14 protein-coding genes are annotated in these 18,283 nt (G+C 75.9%); 9 read left to right on the top strand and 5 right to left on the bottom strand.

The annotated features are described in order from the left end of the window. Positions 1-595, top strand: a 595-nt coding sequence (locus IEZ12_RS23950; protein ID WP_308431070.1) for a lanthionine synthetase LanC family protein, incomplete at its 5' end; no start/stop codon positions are given. Next, positions 592-1,842 carry an MFS transporter gene (locus IEZ12_RS23955; RefSeq protein WP_189274539.1) on the top strand — a complete coding sequence of 417 codons (1,251 nt, stop codon included), beginning with the start codon at positions 592-594 and terminating at the stop codon, positions 1,840-1,842. The genes IEZ12_RS23950 and IEZ12_RS23955, both read left to right, overlap by 4 nt. Positions 1,843-1,849: 7 nt before the next feature. On the opposite strand, the gene IEZ12_RS23960 is transcribed toward IEZ12_RS23955, so the two are convergent. Then, positions 1,850-2,656, bottom strand: coding sequence for an AfsR/SARP family transcriptional regulator (locus tag IEZ12_RS23960; protein WP_189274540.1), 807 nt, complete (start codon positions 2,654-2,656; stop codon positions 1,850-1,852). 160 nt (positions 2,657-2,816) lie between these two features. Between IEZ12_RS23960 and IEZ12_RS23965 the strand changes: the two genes are divergently transcribed. From IEZ12_RS23965 to IEZ12_RS23975, 3 genes are read left to right on the top strand one after another with little or no spacing between them, the layout of a single operon-like run. Then, positions 2,817-5,894: a type 2 lanthipeptide synthetase LanM family protein gene (locus IEZ12_RS23965; protein WP_189274542.1), complete on the top strand. Its 3,078-nt coding sequence runs from the start codon at positions 2,817-2,819 to the stop codon at positions 5,892-5,894. Between the two features lie 44 nt (positions 5,895-5,938). Beyond that, positions 5,939-6,175, top strand: coding sequence for a hypothetical protein (locus IEZ12_RS23970; RefSeq protein WP_189274544.1), 237 nt, complete (start codon positions 5,939-5,941; stop codon positions 6,173-6,175). Between the two features lie 56 nt (positions 6,176-6,231). Beyond that, on the top strand, positions 6,232-9,213 hold the full coding sequence (locus IEZ12_RS23975; RefSeq protein WP_189274546.1) for a helix-turn-helix transcriptional regulator: 2,982 nt from the start codon (positions 6,232-6,234) through the stop codon (positions 9,211-9,213). Positions 9,214-9,304: 91 nt separating this feature from the next. Here the strand turns inward: IEZ12_RS23975 and IEZ12_RS23980 are convergent, their stop codons facing one another. Next, positions 9,305-11,800, bottom strand: coding sequence for an ATP-dependent Clp protease ATP-binding subunit (locus tag IEZ12_RS23980; protein WP_189274548.1), 2,496 nt, complete (start codon positions 11,798-11,800; stop codon positions 9,305-9,307). A 258-nt stretch (positions 11,801-12,058) separates the two neighbouring features. Here IEZ12_RS23980 and IEZ12_RS23985 point away from each other — a divergent pair, with 258 nt between their 5' ends. Both IEZ12_RS23985 and IEZ12_RS23990 read left to right on the top strand, forming a co-directional pair. After that, positions 12,059-12,991 (top strand): polysaccharide deacetylase family protein, encoded by a 933-nt coding sequence (locus tag IEZ12_RS23985; protein WP_189274550.1) that lies wholly within the window; start codon positions 12,059-12,061, stop codon positions 12,989-12,991. Positions 12,992-13,013: 22 nt separating this feature from the next. Next, complete coding sequence (locus IEZ12_RS23990) at positions 13,014-14,051, top strand: GNAT family N-acetyltransferase (RefSeq protein WP_189274552.1); 1,038 nt, start codon at positions 13,014-13,016, stop codon at positions 14,049-14,051. On the opposite strand, the gene IEZ12_RS23995 is transcribed toward IEZ12_RS23990, so the two are convergent. Both IEZ12_RS23995 and IEZ12_RS24000 read right to left on the bottom strand, forming a co-directional pair. Beyond that, on the bottom strand, positions 14,038-14,457 hold the full coding sequence (locus IEZ12_RS23995; RefSeq protein ID WP_100587894.1) for a YchJ family protein: 420 nt from the start codon (positions 14,455-14,457) through the stop codon (positions 14,038-14,040). The genes IEZ12_RS23990 and IEZ12_RS23995 overlap by 14 nt on opposite strands. A gap of 52 nt (positions 14,458-14,509) precedes the next feature. Then, a complete protein-coding gene (locus IEZ12_RS24000) occupies positions 14,510-15,031 on the bottom strand; it encodes a hypothetical protein (protein WP_189274554.1) in 522 nt (173 codons plus the stop codon). Positions 15,032-15,206: 175 nt separating this feature from the next. Here IEZ12_RS24000 and IEZ12_RS24005 point away from each other — a divergent pair, with 175 nt between their 5' ends. Further along, positions 15,207-15,701, top strand: coding sequence for a hypothetical protein (locus IEZ12_RS24005; RefSeq protein ID WP_100587729.1), 495 nt, complete (start codon positions 15,207-15,209; stop codon positions 15,699-15,701). Between the two features lie 7 nt (positions 15,702-15,708). On the opposite strand, the gene IEZ12_RS24010 is transcribed toward IEZ12_RS24005, so the two are convergent. Then, positions 15,709-16,101, bottom strand: coding sequence for an RNA-binding S4 domain-containing protein (locus IEZ12_RS24010; protein WP_043910892.1), 393 nt, complete (start codon positions 16,099-16,101; stop codon positions 15,709-15,711). A 109-nt stretch (positions 16,102-16,210) separates the two neighbouring features. Here IEZ12_RS24010 and IEZ12_RS24015 point away from each other — a divergent pair, with 109 nt between their 5' ends. Next, complete coding sequence (locus IEZ12_RS24015) at positions 16,211-18,214, top strand: oxidoreductase (RefSeq protein WP_189274556.1); 2,004 nt, start codon at positions 16,211-16,213, stop codon at positions 18,212-18,214. The last annotated feature ends 69 nt before the right edge of the window (positions 18,215-18,283 follow it).

An 18,283-nucleotide genomic window follows, 5' to 3' on the forward strand; every position in this document is an offset into this window, starting at 1 on the left:
CGGCATCGCCCTGTTCCTGCTCTACCTGCACCTCGCCACCGGCGAGGAACGCTGGTACACCCTCGGCCGCGCCGCCCTCGGCCACGACCTCGCGCACGCCGCCCGGCTCCCCGGCGGCACCCTCGGCTTCCCGTCCCACACCGGCCCCGCCGAAGGCCGCACCGTGCTGCGCAACTACTGGGACGAAGGCACTGCCGGCGTCTCCGTCGCCGTCGTCCGCTACCTCGCGGCCCGGCCCGACGCCGAACTCGCCGCCGTCGCCGACGACCTGCTGCGCGACTCGGCCCGCCGCTACGCCGTCTTCCCGCACCTCGCCCACGGGCTCGCCGGCTTCGGCAACGTCCTGCTCGACGCGGGCGAACTGCTCGGCGAACAGCGCTGGCTGGACGAAGCCCGCCGGGTCGCCGACGGCATCCTGCTCAGCCGGATCGAACACCCCGACGGCCTCGGCTTCCCCGGCGAACAGGCCCTGCGGGAGAGCTGCGACCTGGCCACCGGCTCGATCGGCATCGCGCTCTTCCTCGACCGGCTGCGCCACGCCCGCCCCGGCACCCGCACCGACTTCCACTTCACCGTGGACGGGCTGCTGCCGTGACGACCCACCTGGAGGCGGACACCCGACCCGCCGAGGACCGGCGCGCGCTGCGCCGGTTCCGGCTGGTCGGGGCCAACCCGATGTTCCGGCGGCTGTGGATCGGCCAGTTCACCTCCGAACTCGGCAGCTCCATGAGCGTGCTGGCGGTGCCGCTGCTCGCCGTCGCCGTCACCGGCTCGCCCAGGAAGGCCAGCGTCCTCGCCACCCTGGGCTTCCTCACCACCTGGCTGACCGCCGCCCCCTGCGGCCAACTCGCCGACCGGATCTCCCCGCGCCGCCTGATGCTCGCCTGCGACACCGTCCGCCTCGCCGCCGTCACCGCCGTCGCCGGGTGGACGCTCGTCGGCGGCCCCCCGATGTGGCTGCTCGCCGTGACCACCGTGGTCTCCGGCACCGCCCTCACCGCGTTCGGGCCCGCTGCCGGCAAGATGCTGCGCACCCTCGTCCCCGCCGACCAGCTGCCCGAGGCCGTCGCCGCCAACCAGGTCCGCGGCTACAGCGCCTCCATCGTCGGCCCCGCCGCCGGCGGCGCACTGTTCGGCCTCGCCCGGGCCGTGCCGTTCCTCGCCGACGCCGCGAGCTACCTGGTCTCCCTCGCCTGCGTCCGCGGCCTGCCCTCCGGCGCCGGCGACGCCCCGACCGCCCGCGGCTGGCCCCGGCTGCGCGAAGGCCTCGCCGTCATCCGCCGCACCCCGTTCCTGCGCGGCTCGCTGGCCTACTCGGTGCCCGGCAACCTCGCCGTCTCCATGCTCATGTACATCCTGCTGCTGCGCCCCGGCGCGGCCGGCGGCGGCACCGGCCTCGCGTTCAGCGCCGCCGCCGTCTGCGGACTCCTCGGCTCCCTCGTCGCCGCGGGCGCCCACCGCCGCTTCGGCCTCTGGCGGCTGATGGCCGCCACCGCGGGCCTGCGGCTGCTCGCCGCCCTCGCCGCCGCGTTCATCGGCGGCCAGCTCGGCCCCGCCGCCGCGCTCGCCACCGTCCTGCTGCTCGCCCCCGTGGTCGGCGCCGCCCTCGGCACCACCACCCTCCTGGTCGTCGACCACGGCGTCTACGGCCGGGTCACCGGCACCACCTCCTTCATCGGCGGCGCCCTCCAACCCCTCGCCCCGCTGGCCGCCGGCGCCCTCCTCCAGTCCGCCGGCGCCACCGCCGCCCTGACGGTGGTGGCCGGCCTGTTCGGCCTGGCCCTGACGGCGGTCCTGGCGGGCCGGCGCAGCCTGGACGTGGCGGTGCAGGAGCCGGAGTGACGCCGGGTCAGGCGGGCCGTCGCGCGGGGACGGCCGGTTCGGCGGCGAGGGCCGGGTCGTGGACCAGGACGCGCTGGGTGAGGTGGGCGAGTTCGGGGCCCGGGTGGACGCCGAGCTCGTCGCGCAGGGTGCGGCGGGCGGTGTGCAGGACGGCGGCGGCCTCGGCCTGGCGGCCGCTGCGGTAGAGGGTGCGGGCGCGCAGCGCCCAGGCCGATTCGCGCAGCGGGGCCTCGGTGGTGAGGAGGGCACACTCGGCGACGGCGAGGTGGTGGGCGTCCAGGGTGAGGAGCGCGTTGGCGCGGATTTCCCGCGCGGCGCAGCGCAGTTCGGTCAGGCGCCAGCGTTCCGGGTCGAGGAAGGGCAGGTGGGCGAGGTCGGCGAAGGCGGGGCCGCGCCACAGCGACAGGGCCCGGTCGGCCGAGGTGAGGGCGTCGTGCGGGCGGTGGGCGCGGGCGGCGGCCCCGGCGTGCTCGACCAGGGCGGCGAACCGCCGGGCGTCGACGGCGTCCGGGGCGAGCGACAGCCGGTAGCCGCCGGGTCCGTGGCGCAGGACGGAGGGGGCGTGGCCGGCGGGGCGGTGGGGCTCCAGGGCGCGCCGGAGGTCGGCCACGCAGGTGTGCAGGGCGTGGCGGGGGCGGGCCGGCAGGCGGTCGTCCCACACGGCGTCGATCAGGTACTGCTCGGGGACGGTCGCGCCGCCCGCCGCGACCAGCGCCGCCAGTACCGCGCGCGGCCGGGGCCCGCCGAGGCGCACCCGCGTTCCGCCGACCGTGGCCGCCATCGGGCCGAGGACCTGCACCGCCGTGTCTGTCATGGTCGCTTCCATGGGTCGAGCGTGACGCCGCCCGGCCGCCCGTCCCATCCGGGCGGGGCCCCGAATTCCGAATGCCGCCACCGCCCCCCGTGGGGCGGTCGCGGGAATATGGGGGCCGTCCCCCATGTCGCCCGGCCCGCCGACTGCCATGCTCGCCACCATGACGGATCCCACAGCCACCTGGGGCCAGCACGGCGACGGCGCCTGGTGGGCACCGGCGTTGAGCCTGACCGAGCGCCTGCCCGGACCGGGCGGGGGAGCGGGCGCCCCGCGACCGCCGCGCCCCGGGTTCGTCGCCGCGTTCCGCGACGCCGCCGTCCAGCTGGTGCAGCCGGCCCCGGCGGACGCCGACGAGGCCCGACTCGACGCCTGGCAGCGGGAGTTCGACGGCCGGCTCGACGAGTGGCTGGCCGACCTGGGCGCCGACCGGGGCCGCCTGCGGGCGCTGCTGGCCGAGCCGGCCGACAGCCTGGCGGCGCGGGTCGCCGAACCCGACTGGTCGGCCTTCGTCCGGCGCGCGGTGGCGGCCGCGCCCCTCGCGGCGGTCGCGGCCGACGGACCGGTGCCGTGGGCGGACGGGTTCGCGGCCGTGCTGGCCCCGTTCACCGCCACCGCGCTGGCCGCCCTGCAGGCCGATCCGGACTGGCGGGCCGCCGACGCCGTGGCCGAACTCGCCGAGCTGGAGCGGGACTTCGAGCGCAGCCTGGCGTCCCGGCTGGTGCGGATCGCCGGCCGCACGCTGGTGCTGGAGCTGAACGTGGCGCGGGTCGGCGGCGCCCTGCGCGGCGAGAGCGGCGCGGAGCGGTTCGGCGACTTCGTCCGGCAGGCCGGGACGCGGCCGAGGCTGGCCGCGCTGGTCGCCGAATACCCGGTGCTGGCCCGGCTGTTGGCGCACTGCTGCGAGGACGCGGTGGCCGCCTGGGCCGAACTGGCCGGCCGGTTCGCCGCCGACCGGGCGGCGCTGGTACGGGAGTTGCTCGGCGGCGAGGACCCCGGACCACTGGTGGGGGTGCGGACCGGCGCGGGCGACCGGCACGCCCGCGGCCGCGCGGTCGCCGTCCTGGAATTCGCCGACGGGCGGCGCGCGGTGTACAAGCCGCGCCCGCTGGGCGTCCACCGGCACTGGAACGAACTACTGCGGCTGCTCGGCGAATCGGTGCCGAACGCGGCCCTGCGCAGGCTCGCCGTGCTGGACCGCGACGGCTACGGCTGGCTGGAGTTCGTCGAGGCCGAACCGTGCGCGGACCGGCGCGGCGTGGAGCGGTTCTACCGGCGGCTCGGCGTGCAGCTCGCGCTGCTGCACGTGCTCGGCGGCACCGACATCCACTACGAGAACCTGATCGCGGCCGCCGACCAGCCCGTCCTGGTCGACCTGGAGACGCTGTTCCACCCCGAGCAGGGACCGGCCCCGGGCGACGACCCGGCGCGGCGGGTGCTCGCCGACTCGGTGCACCGGATCTCGCTGCTGCCGTTCCCGCTGCTCGGCGAACACGGCGCACTCGACGTGTCGGGGCTCGGCGGCGACGACGGCGCGCCGCTGCCCACCTCCGTGCCGGGCTGGGCGGAGGCCGGCACCGACCGGATGCGGCTGGTGCGCGAACAGGGCCGACTGCGCCGCGCCGCCAACCGCCCCCGGCTCGACGGGACGGACGCCGACCCGCAGGAGTACACCGAGGCACTGGTCGCCGGATTCCGGGCCGGCTACCGGGCGCTCGCCGACACCGCATATCGACTCGGCGCCCCCGAAGGCCCGGTGGAGAGCTTCGCCGCCGACACCGTGCGCGTCGTGGCCCGCCCCACCCGGCGGTACGCGACGATGCTGGAGGAGTCCACCCACCCCGACGCCCTGCGCGACGGCCTCGACCGCGACCGGCTGCTCGGCCTGCTCTGGCGGGAGTCCGCCGACGACCCCCGGCGCCGTCCGCTCGCCGCCGCCGAACGCGTCGAACTCTGGCGCGGCGACGTCCCGTTGTTCACCGCCGCCGTCGGCGACGGCCGCCTGCACTCCGACGGCCGCCCCTGCGGCCCCGCCCCTGCCGACAGCGGGCTCGACCGCACCCGGCGGCGGCTCGCCGCGCTCGACCGCACCGACCTGTACGACCAGGAGTGGATCGTCCGGGCTGCGCTCGCCACCCGCTCCGCCGGGCCGGGCGCCGCCCCGGCCGCCCCGGCCGGACACTCCCGCCCGCCCGTCGCCCCCGACCCCGACCGGCTGCTCGCCGCCGCCTGCGACCTCGCCGACCGGATCCTCGCCCGCGCGCACGGCGACCGCCGGCGCGTCAACTGGCTGACCCTGGAACCGATCACCGACCGGCAGTGGGCGCTGATGCCGCAGGGCGCGGCGCTCGACGGCGGCTACCTCGGCACCGCGCTGTTCCTCGCCCAGCTCGCCGCCCTCACCGGCACCGCCCGCTACGCCGAGACCGCCCGACGCGCCGTCCGGCCGCTGCCCGCCCTGCTCGACGCGCTCGCCGCCGACCCCGCCCACCTGGACGCCGTCGGCGCGGGCGGCTTCACCGGACTCGGCGGCATCGCCTACGGCCTGGCCCGACTGGACGCGCTGCTGCCCGACGACACGGGCACGCTCGGCGGGTCGGTCGGCACGGCCGTCCGGCTCACCGCCCGGGCCGCCCGCACCGCGCCGCCCGAAGACCCGCACCCGGACCGGCAGTTGCTCTCCGGTGACGCCGGCTGCCTGGCCGCGCTGCTCGCCGTCCACCGGCTCACCGGCGACCCGGCCGCGGCCGCCGCCGCCGACCACTGCGCCGAGCGGCTCGCCGCCACCCCCGACCCCACCCCGGACGGCGCCGCCCACCGGCGCTGGGCCCTGCACCGCTACGCGGCCGCCGGCCGCGCCGTCCACCTGCCCGACCCCGGACCCGCCCGGCCGGTGAGCCCCGCAGCGAACCTGGCGGCCGCCCGGACCCCGGACACCGCGGCGCCGTTGCCGCCGGCCGGACCCGCCGCGGACCACAGCCTGCTGCACGGCGACAGCGCCACCCTGGAACTCCTGCTCACCGGCCGCCCCACCGACGCCGCCACCCGCGCCGCGGCCCTGCTCGGCGAGCTCGACCACTCCGGCCCGCGCTGCGCCACCCCCGCGGCCATCCCCACCCCGGCCCTGCTCACCGGCCTGGCCGGCGTCGGCCACACCCTGCTCCGCCTCGCCCACCCGGCCGAGGTGCCGTGCGTCCTGCTGCTGGAGCCCCCGCGGCACCTGCGCCAGGCCCGCATCTGATCGTCCGTCAGTCCGTTCCGTCTCCCCCCACCAGGAGGACCGCCATGACCGCCTCGACCCTCGTCGCCCAGTGGAAGAACCCCGAGGCCCGCGCCGACGAGAGCGCCCCGCACCCCGCGGGCGAGATCGCCCCGACGCTGCGCTGTGCCGAACTGCCGCGCGTGCGACGGGCGTTGGTGCTGAGCGGGTGGGCGGCGCCCGACCTGGGCACGATCGACGTCAACACCAACGACACCACCACCTGGAACACCGTCACCTCCCTGTCGTTCACCGAGGACTGAGAACCGCCCGACCGTTCCCATGGCCCGTTGACGGCACCGGCGGCTAGCCTGCCGGAATGCTCACCTCCTCGCCTTATGTCGTGGGTCGCGCCGAGGAACTGCGGGTCCTGCTCGACGGGTTGATCGACGCCCGCCGGGGGCAGGGGCGCGCGGTGTTCGTCGGCGGCGAAGCGGGAATCGGCAAGACCCGGCTGGCGGCCGACTGCGCCTACCGGGCGGTCGCGGACGGGATGGCGGTGCTGCGCGGCCGGGGCAGCAGCGCGGGCGCGCCGGTGCCGTTCCGGCCGGTCGCCGAAGCACTGCTGTCGCTGTTCCGGGTGAGCGGGCCGCCGCAGGACCCGGCGCTCGCGCCGTACCGGTCCGCGCTGGCGGCGCTGGTCCCCGACTGGCGGGGCGAGCAACGCCCCGCCGCGCCGCCCTCGTTGACGGACATCGCGGAGGCGCTGCTGCGGCTGCTCGGCGCGGTCGGCCGGGAGGGGCCGGACCGGCCGCCGCGCGGCTGCCTGCTGATCGTCGAGGACCTGCACGAGGCGGACGCGGAGACCCTGGCCGTGCTCGACTACGTGATCGACAACCTCGACGGCCTGCCCGTCCTGCTGGTCGCGACGCTGCGCCAACACCCGGGCCCCGCACTCGACCTGGCCCTCGACGCCGCCGCCCGCCGACAGGCCCGACGGCTCGACCTGCATCCGCTGGACCAGTCGCAGACCGCCGAACTCGCCGCCGCCTGCCTGTCCGCCGCTCCCGGCGCGCTGCCCGCCGCCGTGGTCGAGCGGGTGGCCAGGGACGCCGGCGGAAACCCGTTCGTGGTCGAGGAGCTGCTCAGCGGCATGGTCACCGCCGGGGCGCTGCGCCGCGACCCCGAACGGGGCTGGGAGGTGTTCGGCGACCTCGGCATCGAGGTGCCGACCACGGTGGTGCGCAGCGTGGTGCAGCGCGCCGCCCGGATCGACCCGGCGGGCCGGGAGATGCTCAACGTCGCCGCCGTGCTGGGGCGGCGCTTTGCACTGCCGGTGCTGCAACTGGTCACCGGGCTGGACGACCGCAGCCTGCTGATCCACCTGCGGGCCGGGATCGACGCCCGGCTGCTGTCGCCCAGCGGGCCGGTCGCCGACCGGTACGAGTTCCGGCACGCGCTGGTCGCGGACGCGCTGCTGGCCGACCTGCTGCCCGCCGAGCGGGCCGCGATCGCCCGCCGCGCCGCCGGGGAGGTGGAACGCGCCTACCCCGGACTGCCCGGCGAGTGGCGGCAGTTGGTGGCCGTGCTGCGGCAGGCCGCCGGCGAACCGGAGGCCGCCGCCCGGCTGTTCGCCGAGGCCGCCGAGGAGGCCCGGCAGGACGGGGCGACCGAGTCCGCCGTCGCCCTGCTGGAACGCGCCCTGGAACTGGTCGGCGGGAGCGGCGCCGGCCCGGCCGCCGCGAGCGGGATCCGCGAGCGGCTGGTGCACGCCCTCGCCGACAGCGGCCGGTTCGACCAGGCCCGCGACCTCGCCCGGACGCTGCCGCTGGGCGGTCCGGCCGCGCTCGGCGACGACCGCACCGCCGCCCTGCACCTGCGGCTGGCCCGGGCCGCCGTCAGCGCCGGCCGCCTCGCGGACGCCGCCGAGCAGGCCGCCCTGGTCCGCACCCTGCTCGGCCCGGCGGCCGGCCCGGAACGGACCTGCGCACTGGAGGTGGTGGAGGCCCACCTGGCGCTGACCGACCCCGCGCAGGCCGTCACCGCACCTGCGGACGGGATGCCGGACGGCGAGCAGCGGACCGCCGCCGCCGAGCGGCTGGCCCGCCGCGCCGCCGAACGGGCCGAGGCCGCCGGACTTCCCGAAGTTGCCTGCCAGGCCTGGCAGTTGCTCGCCCTGTTGGAGCGCCGGCACGGCTTCGACCGGGCTGACGGCTGCCTGCGCCGACTGCTCGACCTGGCCGTCCGGCATCGCCTCCCCGGCTGGCAGGTCGACGCCCAACTACGGCTCGGCGTCAACGAGTTCATGCGGATCGGGGAGTCCGTCCAGCTGGAGCGGGCGCACCGGGCCGCACTCGACCTGGGGGCGCTCGACCTGGTCCGCTCCGCCGAGGCGACGCTCGCCATGCACGCCGTGCTGCGCGGCGACTACGCCCGGGCCCGGACGCTCACCGACCAGGGCCTGGAGGCCAGCGCCCGGCTGCGCAACGTCGACCACCACCAGTTCCTGCTGCTGACCCGGGCGATGGTGGCCGCCCACCAGGGCCGCCGGGCCGAAATGACCGACGTACTGGCCGAGTTCGACCGCTGGGACGGCGCCGACTCGCTGCAGCTGCCGCTGGCGCACGGCAACTGCCGGGCGGTGTGCGCCCTGCTGGAGGAGGACCGGGCGCTGGCCCTCGCCGAGTTCGACCGGGCCCGCCGCTGGGAGGCCCGGCACCCGTCCGTCTTCTACCTGAACGGCGCGCACGGCCTGCACCCGCTGCTGCGCGCGCTGGCCGGCACCGGGTCCGCGGAGGAGCACGCCCGGACGGCCGCCGACCACGCCTCCGCGCTGGCCTGGAACCGGCAGTTCGAACGGCTGGCGCACGCCGTCCACCTGGGCCGGGCCGGGCAGCCGGGGCCCGCCGCCGAGGCGGTCGAGGAGGCCGCCCGGGCCGCCCGCCCGTTCGCGATGGCCCGCCACCTGGGGCTGCGGCTGGTCGCGGAGGCCGCGCTCGCCGACGGCTGGGGCGAGCCGGTGGAGTGGCTGCGCAGCGCCGAGGAGTACTTCCACCGCGCCGGAGTGCCGGCCGTCGGAGCGGCCTGCCGCCGCCTGCTGCGGGAGGCGGGGGCCAGCGTCCCGCAGCGGCGCACCGGCACCGAGCAGGTCCCGGAGCCGCTGCGCGGGCGGCGGGTGACGGTACGGGAGTACGAGGTGGTGCTGCTGGTCGCCCAGCGGCTCGGCAACCAGGAGATCGCCGCCCGGCTGAGCATCTCGCCGCGGACGGTGGAGAAGCACGTGGCCAGCCTGCTGGAGAAGGCCGGCCAGCCGAACCGGACGGCCCTCGCGGACTGGGCCGCCCGCGCCACCTCCGCATGACGCGCGGATCCGCCCCGGGAGAGGCTCCCGGGGCGGATCCGGCGGTGGCGGTGCGGCCGGTCGGCGGTGCGGCCGGTCGGCGCCGCAGGCCTCAGGCGGCGTCCGGGCGGCCGATCGAGCAGACCAGTTCGCCGTCCTGGGCGTCCGCGACGATGGTGTCGCCAGGCTGCAGGTCGCCGGAGAGCAGCATGGTGGCGAGCCGGTTGTCCAGCTGGGTCTGGATGGTGCGGCGCAGCGGGCGGGCACCGAACTCGGGCTGGTGGCCGCGGTCGACCAGCCACTGCTTCGCCGCCTCGGTGACGTCGAGGTGGAGGCCCTGCGCCTTCACCCGCCGTTCGGAGTTGGCGAGCATCAGGTCGACGATCCGCAGCAGGTCGTACTCGCCGAGCGCGTCGAAGACGATGATGTCGTCGATCCGGTTGAGGAACTCCGGCAGGAAGCGGCCGCGGAGTTCGGCCATCAGCCGGTCGCGGATCTCGTCGGTCTCGCCGCGGTGGGAGAGGATCAGCTGCGAGCCGATGTTGGAGGTCATGATGACCACCGTGTTGCGGAAGTCCACGGTGCGGCCCTGGGCGTCCGTCAGCCGCCCGTCGTCGAGGACCTGGAGCAGCGCGTTGAACACGTCGGGGTGGGCCTTCTCGACCTCGTCGAACAGCAGCACGCTGTACGGGCGGCGGCGGACCGCCTCGGTGAGCTGCCCCGCCTCCTCGTAGCCGACGTAGCCGGGCGGGGCGCCCACCAGCCGGGAGACGGTGTGCTTCTCCTGGAACTCGCTCATGTCGAAGCGCACCAGCCGGTCCTCGTCGCCGAAGATCAACTCGGCCAGGGCCTTGGCGAGTTCGGTCTTGCCGACGCCGGTCGGGCCGAGGAACAGGAACGAGCCGACCGGGCGGTTCGGGTCGGCCATGCCGGCCCGGCTGCGGCGGACCGCCTCGGAGACCGCGACCACCGCCTTGTCCTGGCCGATCACCCGGTTGTGGAGTTCCTCCTCCAGCTTGAGCAGCCGGGCCTTCTCGTCCTCGGTGAGCTGGGCGACCGGGATGCCGGTCTGCCGGGAGAGCACGTCGGCGATGTCGTCGACGGTGACCGAGACGACGCCCTCGCGGCGCTCCTCGATCTCGGCGCTCTGCGACTCCAGGTCGGCGATCCGGTCCTTCAGCTCGGAGGCGCGGGCGAAGTCCTCGGCGGCGACCGCCTCGTCCTTCTCGCGGCGCAGCTTGGCGAGTTCGTCCTCCCGGCCGATCACCTCGGTGGAGCGGCCCAGGCCTCGCAGCCGGACCCGGGCGCCGGCCTGGTCCATCAGGTCGATGGCCTTGTCGGGCAGGAAGCGGTCGGACACGTACCGGTCGGACAGGTCGGCGGCGGCGCGCAGCGCGTCGTCGGTGAACCGGACCTGGTGGTGGGCCTCGTAGGAGTCGCGCAGGCCCTCCAGGATCTGCACGGTCTCCTCGACGGACGGCTCGGGGATCAGCACCGGCTGGAACCGGCGCTCCAGGGCCGCGTCCTTCTCGATGTGCTTGCGGTACTCGTCGATGGTGGTCGCGCCGATCACGTGCAGCTCGCCGCGGGCCAGGGCCGGCTTGAGCATGTTGCCGGCGTCCATCGCGCCCTCGCCGCCGGCGCCCGCGCCGACCACGGTGTGCAGCTCGTCGATGAACAGGATGGTCGAGTCGGCGGCCTCCCGGACCTCGTCGATGACGTTCTTCAGCCGCTCCTCGAACTCGCCGCGGTACTTGGAGCCCGCGACCAGGCCCGACAGGTCCAGGGAGACCACCCGGCGGTCCTTCAGCGTGGTGGGGACGTCACCGGCGATCACCCGCTGGGCGAGGCCCTCGACGATGGCGGTCTTGCCGACGCCGGGCTCGCCGATCAGCACCGGGTTGTTCTTGGAGCGGCGGGAGAGGATCTCGATGGTCTGCTCGATCTCCTCGGCCCGGCCGACCACCGGGTCCAGCTTGCCGAGCTTGGCGTCCTCGGTCAGGTCGCGGCCGTACTCGTCCAGGGTCGGCGTCCTGCTGTCCTCCTTGGCCGGGACGCCCCGCTCGCCGCGGGCCGCGGCCGCCTCCGCCCCGCGCCGCATGCGGGAGGCGTCGGCGCCGTGCGCGGCCAGCAGGCGGCCGGCCGCCGAGTCCGGGTCGTCCAGCAGGGCGGCCAGGATGTGCTCCGGCCCGATGTACGAGACGCCGGCGGCCTGCGACCGGGCGTGTGCGCCGATCAGCACCCGCTTGGCGGCCGGGGTCAGGCCGGGCTCCGCGGACGGGTCCGCCTCGCCGGCCGGCAGCGACCGTTCGATGGTGACGGCGAGCTTGTCGGGGTCGGCGCCGGCCTGGGCGAGCAGCGAGCGCGCCGGGTCCGTCAGGGTCGCCGCCCACAGTAGGTGCGGGGTGTCGAGATCGGTGCTGCCGTCCTCCTGGGCGCGCAGCTCGGCCCGGCCGATCAGGTCCCGGGCGGACTCGGTGAGCAGCCGTCCGATCGGGACCCGCTGGACGGCGGGCGGGGAAGCGGCCGGATTCAGGCCGAAGAAGCGATTCAGCAGTTCGGAGAAGGCGTCGTTGGAGCCGAGCGAGCCGAAGCCGGGCATGGTCATAGTGAGGGCACTCCCATGGGCGGACGGGCAGCAGTCTCCCAGAACTATGTCAATCCGTTATATGAGCCGCAAAGCGGTGCGATCCGGACAGGTGGCGGGCCGTCGGACGCCGCCCGCTCCCGGCCGGCTCCCAGGAAGCTTCCAGGAACTTGGGACAGCCATTACCCGCGCATGGGACGCTGATGGTCTGAATCCGACGGGCACCCCGGGCCGCAGGCCCCAGGTGCCCGTCCGTGCCACCGGCCCATGGGGGGAACCATGCCGACCACGGACCGCGCCGCCCGGCGCCGGACCCTCGACGCGCTCCTGCGGCACTCCCCGCTCCAGCCCGCCTTCCGGGCCCGCGCCGCCCGCCGGCTCGCCGTCCTCGCCTACCACGGCATCGACGACCCCGCCGCGTTCCGCGCCCAGATGGAGCACCTGGCCCGCACCGCCCACCCGGTCGGCCCCGACCAGGTCGCCCACGCCGCCGAGCACCACCGCCCGCTGCCGCCCCGCAGCGTGCTGGTCACCTTCGACGACGGCGACCCCACCGTCCTCACCCACGCCCTGCCGATCCTCGCCCGACTGCGCATCCCCGCCGCCGCGTACGTCATCACCGACCTGATCGACACCGACCACCCGTACTGGTGGACCGAGGCCGCCCAGCTGATCCGCCGCGGCGGCCACACCGGCGCCCTGCGCGGCCTCCCCTCCGCCGCCGCCGTCCACCGCCTGAAGACCCTGCCGGACGGTGAACGGCTGCACGCCCTCGCCGAGTTGCGCGGCACTGCCAGGCGGCAGGCACCCCGGCAGCGGCAGTTGACCGCCGCCGAGCTGCGCACGCTGACCGACGGCGGCCTCACCGTCGGCAACCACACCGCCTCCCACCCCTGCCTCGACCGCTGCGACGACGACCACCTCGACGCCCAACTGGTCGAGGCCCACGACCGGTTGACCACCTGGCTGGGGCACCCGCCGACCACCTTCGCCTACCCCAACGGCAACCACGACCCGCGCGCCGAGACCGTGCTGCGCATCCTCGGCTACCGCACCGCGTTCCTCTTCGACCACCGCCACACCGCACTCGCCCCCACGGAGCGCCTGCGGATCAGCCGACTGCGCGTCAACTCGCACACCGGCCGCCACCGCTTCGACACCATCCTGTCGGGCCTCCACCCGGCGGTGCACCGCCTGCGCGGGGGGCGTTGAGGGGGCGTTGAGAGGAGTGGGGATGAGTGCCGTGGAGATCGTGCGGACGGATCGGCTGGACGGTGAACTCGTCGACGGATGGCGGCAGTTGATCGCCGACGATCCGGACGGGTCGTGGTTCGCCGGGCCGGACTGGGTGCTGGCCTGGTGGCGCACGCTCGGCGCCGGGCAGCGGGGCGAGATCGCCGTGTGGCGCGGCCCGGACGGACGGGTGGAGGCGGTGCTGCCGCTGGCCCGCGGCCGGCTGCGGCTGCACCACCGGGTGCCGTTCGGGGTGTCGGCGGTGACCCTGCTCGGGGCGGGGCCCGGCGCCGCCGACCACTGCGGGCCCGCCGTCCGGCCGCACCGGCGGGACGAGGTGGCCGCCTGGCTCGCCTCCCGGGCGCGCCGCCGCACCCTGTGGCTGCCCGCGCTGGACCAGGCGCACCACGACCTGCTGCCCCCCGGGGCCCGCACCGTCGCCCGCACCGCCTGCCCGCGACTCGACCTCACCGTCGGCCCCGACCGGCTCGGCTCGCGCGACTTCCGGGCCGCCAACCGGCGCGCCCACCGCCGGCTGGCGGCCGCCGGGGTCACCTTCCACTGGGCGCCGCCCACGGCCGCCCCGCCCGGCGTGCTGGACGAACTGCTGCGCCTGCACCGGCTGCGCCGCCAGGCCGCCGCCGGCGGCGTCAGCAGCTTCGACGCGAGCCGGCTGCCGCTGCACCGGGCGCTGCTGGAGACCGCCCGGCCCGGCTCCGGGCCGGCCTTTCAACTCGCCCGTCACCAGGGCGAGTTGATCGGCGTGCTGTACGGGTTCCGGTGGGCCGACCGGTTCGCCTACTACCAGATCGGCTGGGACCAGCGGTGGGCCGCCGAATCGCTGGGCACCGCGCTGATCGACGCGGCGGTGCGCAGCTGCGCGGCCGAGGGCGTGCGGGTCTTCGACTTCCTGCGCGGCGACGAGCCGTACAAGTACCGGTTCGGCGCGCAGGACCGCACCGATGTCAGCCTGCTGCTGCCGCGCGGCCCGGGCGGGGCGCTGCTCGGCCTCAAGTACCGCCTGCTCAGGGCTGGATGACGCCGTCCAGGTACACCCACTCGCCCTGGTGGCGGACGAAGCGGCTGTTCTCGTGCAGCGAGCCGGCCCGGCCGCGCTCGCGGTAGTGGGCGCGGAACTCGACCGTGCCGTCCTGGTGGAACGGCCCGCCGTCGGTGGCGCCGAGGATCTCCAGGCGCTCCCACCGCAGCGACGGGTCGAAGTCGACGGAGGCGGGCCGGGTGTCCGGGTGCCAGGACCGCAGCAGGTACGGCTCGTCGCGCACCGCGAAGGCGCTGAACCGGGAGCGCATCAGCTGCTCGGCGCTGCCCGCGGCGGCCTCGCCGCGGTGCAGCCGCCCGCAGCAGTCGGCGTACGCGGCGGGCAGTCCGCACGGGCAGCCGGTCGGAGCGGCGGAGGCGGAGGAGGGGGTGCGTCGGCGGGCCATGGCGACCATTATCGCCGCTCGCAGGAGCCGCCTCCGTCGCGGCCGGCCGCGGTCAGGCGGAGGCGGGTGCCCCGGCGGGGACGCTCGGCGGGAACCCGCACGCGTCGATCAGCTCGAAGACCAGGTCCTCGACGAACGGGTCGGCCGGCTTGGCCAGAACCTCCGCGAGCGCGATCGGATCGGCGACGCAGCCGGCCTCGGCGGCCCACCGGGTGATGTGCTCGGCGGCGCCGGGCGGCAGTTCGGGGAACCCGTAGTCGGCCGCCGTGGCAGGGTCCAGGTAGGTCGACCACCGCGCCCCGGACGGCGCCAGGCCGACGACCTCGCACACGTCGCTGTCCATGACGCGCGCGATCAGGACCGGGGCGCCGGTGGAGCCCGCGAGCTGCCGGAACGGCCGGAGTGAGTCGCCCGGGAGGCCGTGGTGGATCTGCAGGGTCTGCCAGCCGCCGGGGCGCGGCAGGCACTCGGTCACGCAGTCCGAGTGGCCCTCCGCGCAGCCGGCCGCGAACGCGGCCAGTTCGCGAAGCGGCCGGTCACTGCGGGCCAGGACGTATTCTCCGCTGAAACCCATGTCCCCCTCCTCGATCGATGCGCAGAGACTAGGCGGCCGCAGTGACAGTCCGGTGCGCCGCGGCCACGCGGACGGGCGTGCCGGACGGGCGCGACGCAGGCCCCGCGGGGCAGGATGGGCGGGTCCGCGCCCGGACGGGGCGGACGGCGACCGGTCGGCGAAGGGGACTGCTGCGATGAGCGACCACCACCACAATGTGCTGCTGCTCGGCTTCACCGACCGGGAGGCGTGCCGGCGGGCGTACGAGGACGCGATGCACCTGCCGGGGGTGCGGCAGGTCGCGGTGCTGGAGCGCAGCGACGAGGGGATCGTCGACATTCCGGAGAGCCACATCCGCGGTGCGGGCGTGCCGACCATCGGCTCCGGACTGGTGGGCGGGCTGGTCGGGCTGCTCGGCGGGCCGATCGGGGCGCTGCTGGGCTTCGCGGCGGGCGCGGCGATCGGCAACGCGGCCGAGCAGACCGAGATGACCGACGGCGGCGCGGGCCTGATCGTGCTGTCGTCGCGGGTGGACAACGGGCGGGCGCTGCTGGTGATGGACGTGGTCGAGCACGACAGCGCACCCGCCGACGAACTGGCCGCGAAGTACGGGGCCCCGGTGGAGCGGATCACCGCCGAGGAGTTCGCCGAGCAGGTGCGGGTCGCGAAGGAACGGGCCCAGGGGTCCTGACGACCGCTCAGAAGTAGGGCCGGTAGCCGTCGCGGAGCTTCTCCAGGTCGCGGCGGTCGCGCTTGGTGGGCCGGCCGGCGCCGCGGTCGCGCAGGCCGATCTCGGCGGGCCGTTCGGCGCGGGGCGGCGGCGGGGGGCTGTGGTCCACGTAGCAGGTCTCCGCGACGGGGGCGCCGACGCGTTTGGCGATCGGCCGGACCACCTGGACGATCCGCTCGCGGCCCTCGATCCGCACCCGGACGTCGTCGCCCGCCTTGACGTGCTGGGCGGGCTTGGCGGTGGCCCCGTTCACTTTCACGTGCCCGGCCCGGCAGGCCGCGCCCGCCGCGGAGCGGGTCTTGATCAGCCGGATCGCCCAGATCCAGCTGTCGATCCGTACGCTCGCCTCGTCCGTACTCATGGCCCGAGCCTATCGCCCGCCCGGGCCCGCACCCGCGTTTGTGCAACTAGTTGCAGAGTCGGCCGGACGGCCCCTACCGTTGGGTAACAAATCCTGACCGGAGGCGTCGATGACTGCTGCGTACCCCCACCTGCTGGCCCCGCTCGACCTGGGCTTCACCACCCTGCCGAACCGGGTGGTGATGGGTTCCATGCACGTCGGCCTGGAGGAGGCCGAGGGCGGCTTCGAGCGGATGGCCGCGTTCTACGCCGAGCGCGCCCGCGGCGGCGTCGGCCTGATCGTCACCGGCGGCATCGCCCCGAACGAGGCCGGACGGCCGTGGTCGGGCGGCGCCAAGCTCACCACCGAGCAGGAGGCCGCCGAGCACCGGGTGATCACCGACGCCGTGCACGCCGAGGGAGGCAGGATCGCGCTGCAGATCCTGCACTTCGGCCGCTACGCGTACCACCAGGACCTGGTCGCCCCGTCCGCGCTGCAGGCCCCGATCAGCCCGTTCGTCCCGCACGAGCTGACCGAGGAGCAGATCGAGCAGACCATCGAGGACTTCGCGCGCTGCGCCGAACTCGCCCGCTCCGCCGGGTACGACGGCGTGGAGATCATGGGCTCCGAGGGCTACCTGATCAACGAGTTCATCGCCCGGCAGACGAACCACCGCACCGACGGCTGGGGCGGCTCGTACGAGAACCGGATGCGCTTCCCGATCGAGATCGTGCGCCGGGTGCGCGAGCGGGTCGGCGCGGACTTCATCGTCGTCTACCGGCTGTCCATGCTCGACCTGGTGCCCGGCGGCTCCACCTTCGAGGAGGTGGTGCGGCTCGCCGGCGAGATCGAGGCGGCCGGCGCCACCATCATCAACACCGGCATCGGCTGGCACGAGGCCCGCATCCCCACCATCGCCACCTCGGTGCCGCGCGGCGCGTTCGCCTGGGTCACCAAGAAGCTGATGGGCAAGGTCGGCATCCCGCTGGTCACCACCAACCGCATCAACACCCCGGAACTCGCCGAGGACCTGCTCGCCACCGGGCACGCCGACCTGGTCTCGCTGGCCCGCCCGATGCTCGCCGACGCCGCCTTCGTCAACAAGGCCGCCGCCGGCACCCCCGAGGCGATCAACACCTGCATCGGCTGCAACCAGGCCTGCCTGGACCACACCTTCAGCGCGAAGATCACCTCCTGCCTGGTCAACCCGCGCGCCTGCCACGAGACCGAACTCGTCCTCGCCCCCACCCGGCTGCGCAAGCGGATCGCCGTGGTCGGCGCGGGCCCGGCCGGCCTCGCGTTCGCCGTCTCCGCCGCCGACCGGGGCCACCAGGTCACCCTGTTCGACGCCGCGAGCGAGATCGGCGGCCAGCTGAACGTCGCCCGCCGGGTCCCCGGCAAGCAGGAGTTCGACGAGACGCTGCGCTACTACCGGTACGAACTCGCCCGCACCGGCGTCGAGTTGCGCCTTAACACGGTCGCCGACGCGGACGCCCTGACCGGCTGGGACGAGGTCGTGCTCGCCACCGGCGTCACCCCGCGCGTCCCCGAAATCGACGGCATCGACCACCCGAGCGTGCTCGGCTACCTGGACGTGCTGCGCGACGGCGCGAAGGTCGGCGACCGGGTGGCCGTGATCGGCGCGGGCGGCATCGGCTTCGACGTCGCCGAGTACCTCACCGACCCGGGCGCCGACTCCGACTTCCTCGCCAAGTGGGGCGTCGACGCCGAACACACCACCCCCGGCGGCCTCGCCACCCCCGAGCGCCCCGCCGTCCCGCGCACCGTCCACCTGCTCCAGCGCAAGGCCGGCAAGGTCGGCGCCGGCCTCGGCAAGACCACCGGCTGGATCCACCGCACCGAACTGCGCCACCGCGGCGTGGTGATGGTCCCGGGCGTCGAGTACCGCCGCATCGACGACGCCGGCCTGCACGTCGTCGTGGACGGCGAGGAGCAGACCCTCCCCGTCGACACCGTCGTCCTGTGCGCCGGCCAGGAACCCCGCCGCGAGCTCGTCGACGCCCTCCTCGCCCGCGGCATCGAGCCCCACCTGATCGGCGGCGCCGACCTGGCCGCCGAACTCGACGCCAAGCGCGCCATCGACCAGGGCACCCGCGTGGCGGCGGCGCTCTGAGAGGGCGTTCGATACCGATTTAGGCTGCCGCAGGTGGTTTCGGTCGGAGGTATTGCCCGGTTCTGTCCG

It is taken from the genome of Kitasatospora griseola, from assembly GCF_014648555.1.
GTDB classification, from domain to species: Bacteria; Actinomycetota; Actinomycetes; order Streptomycetales; family Streptomycetaceae; genus Kitasatospora; species Kitasatospora griseola.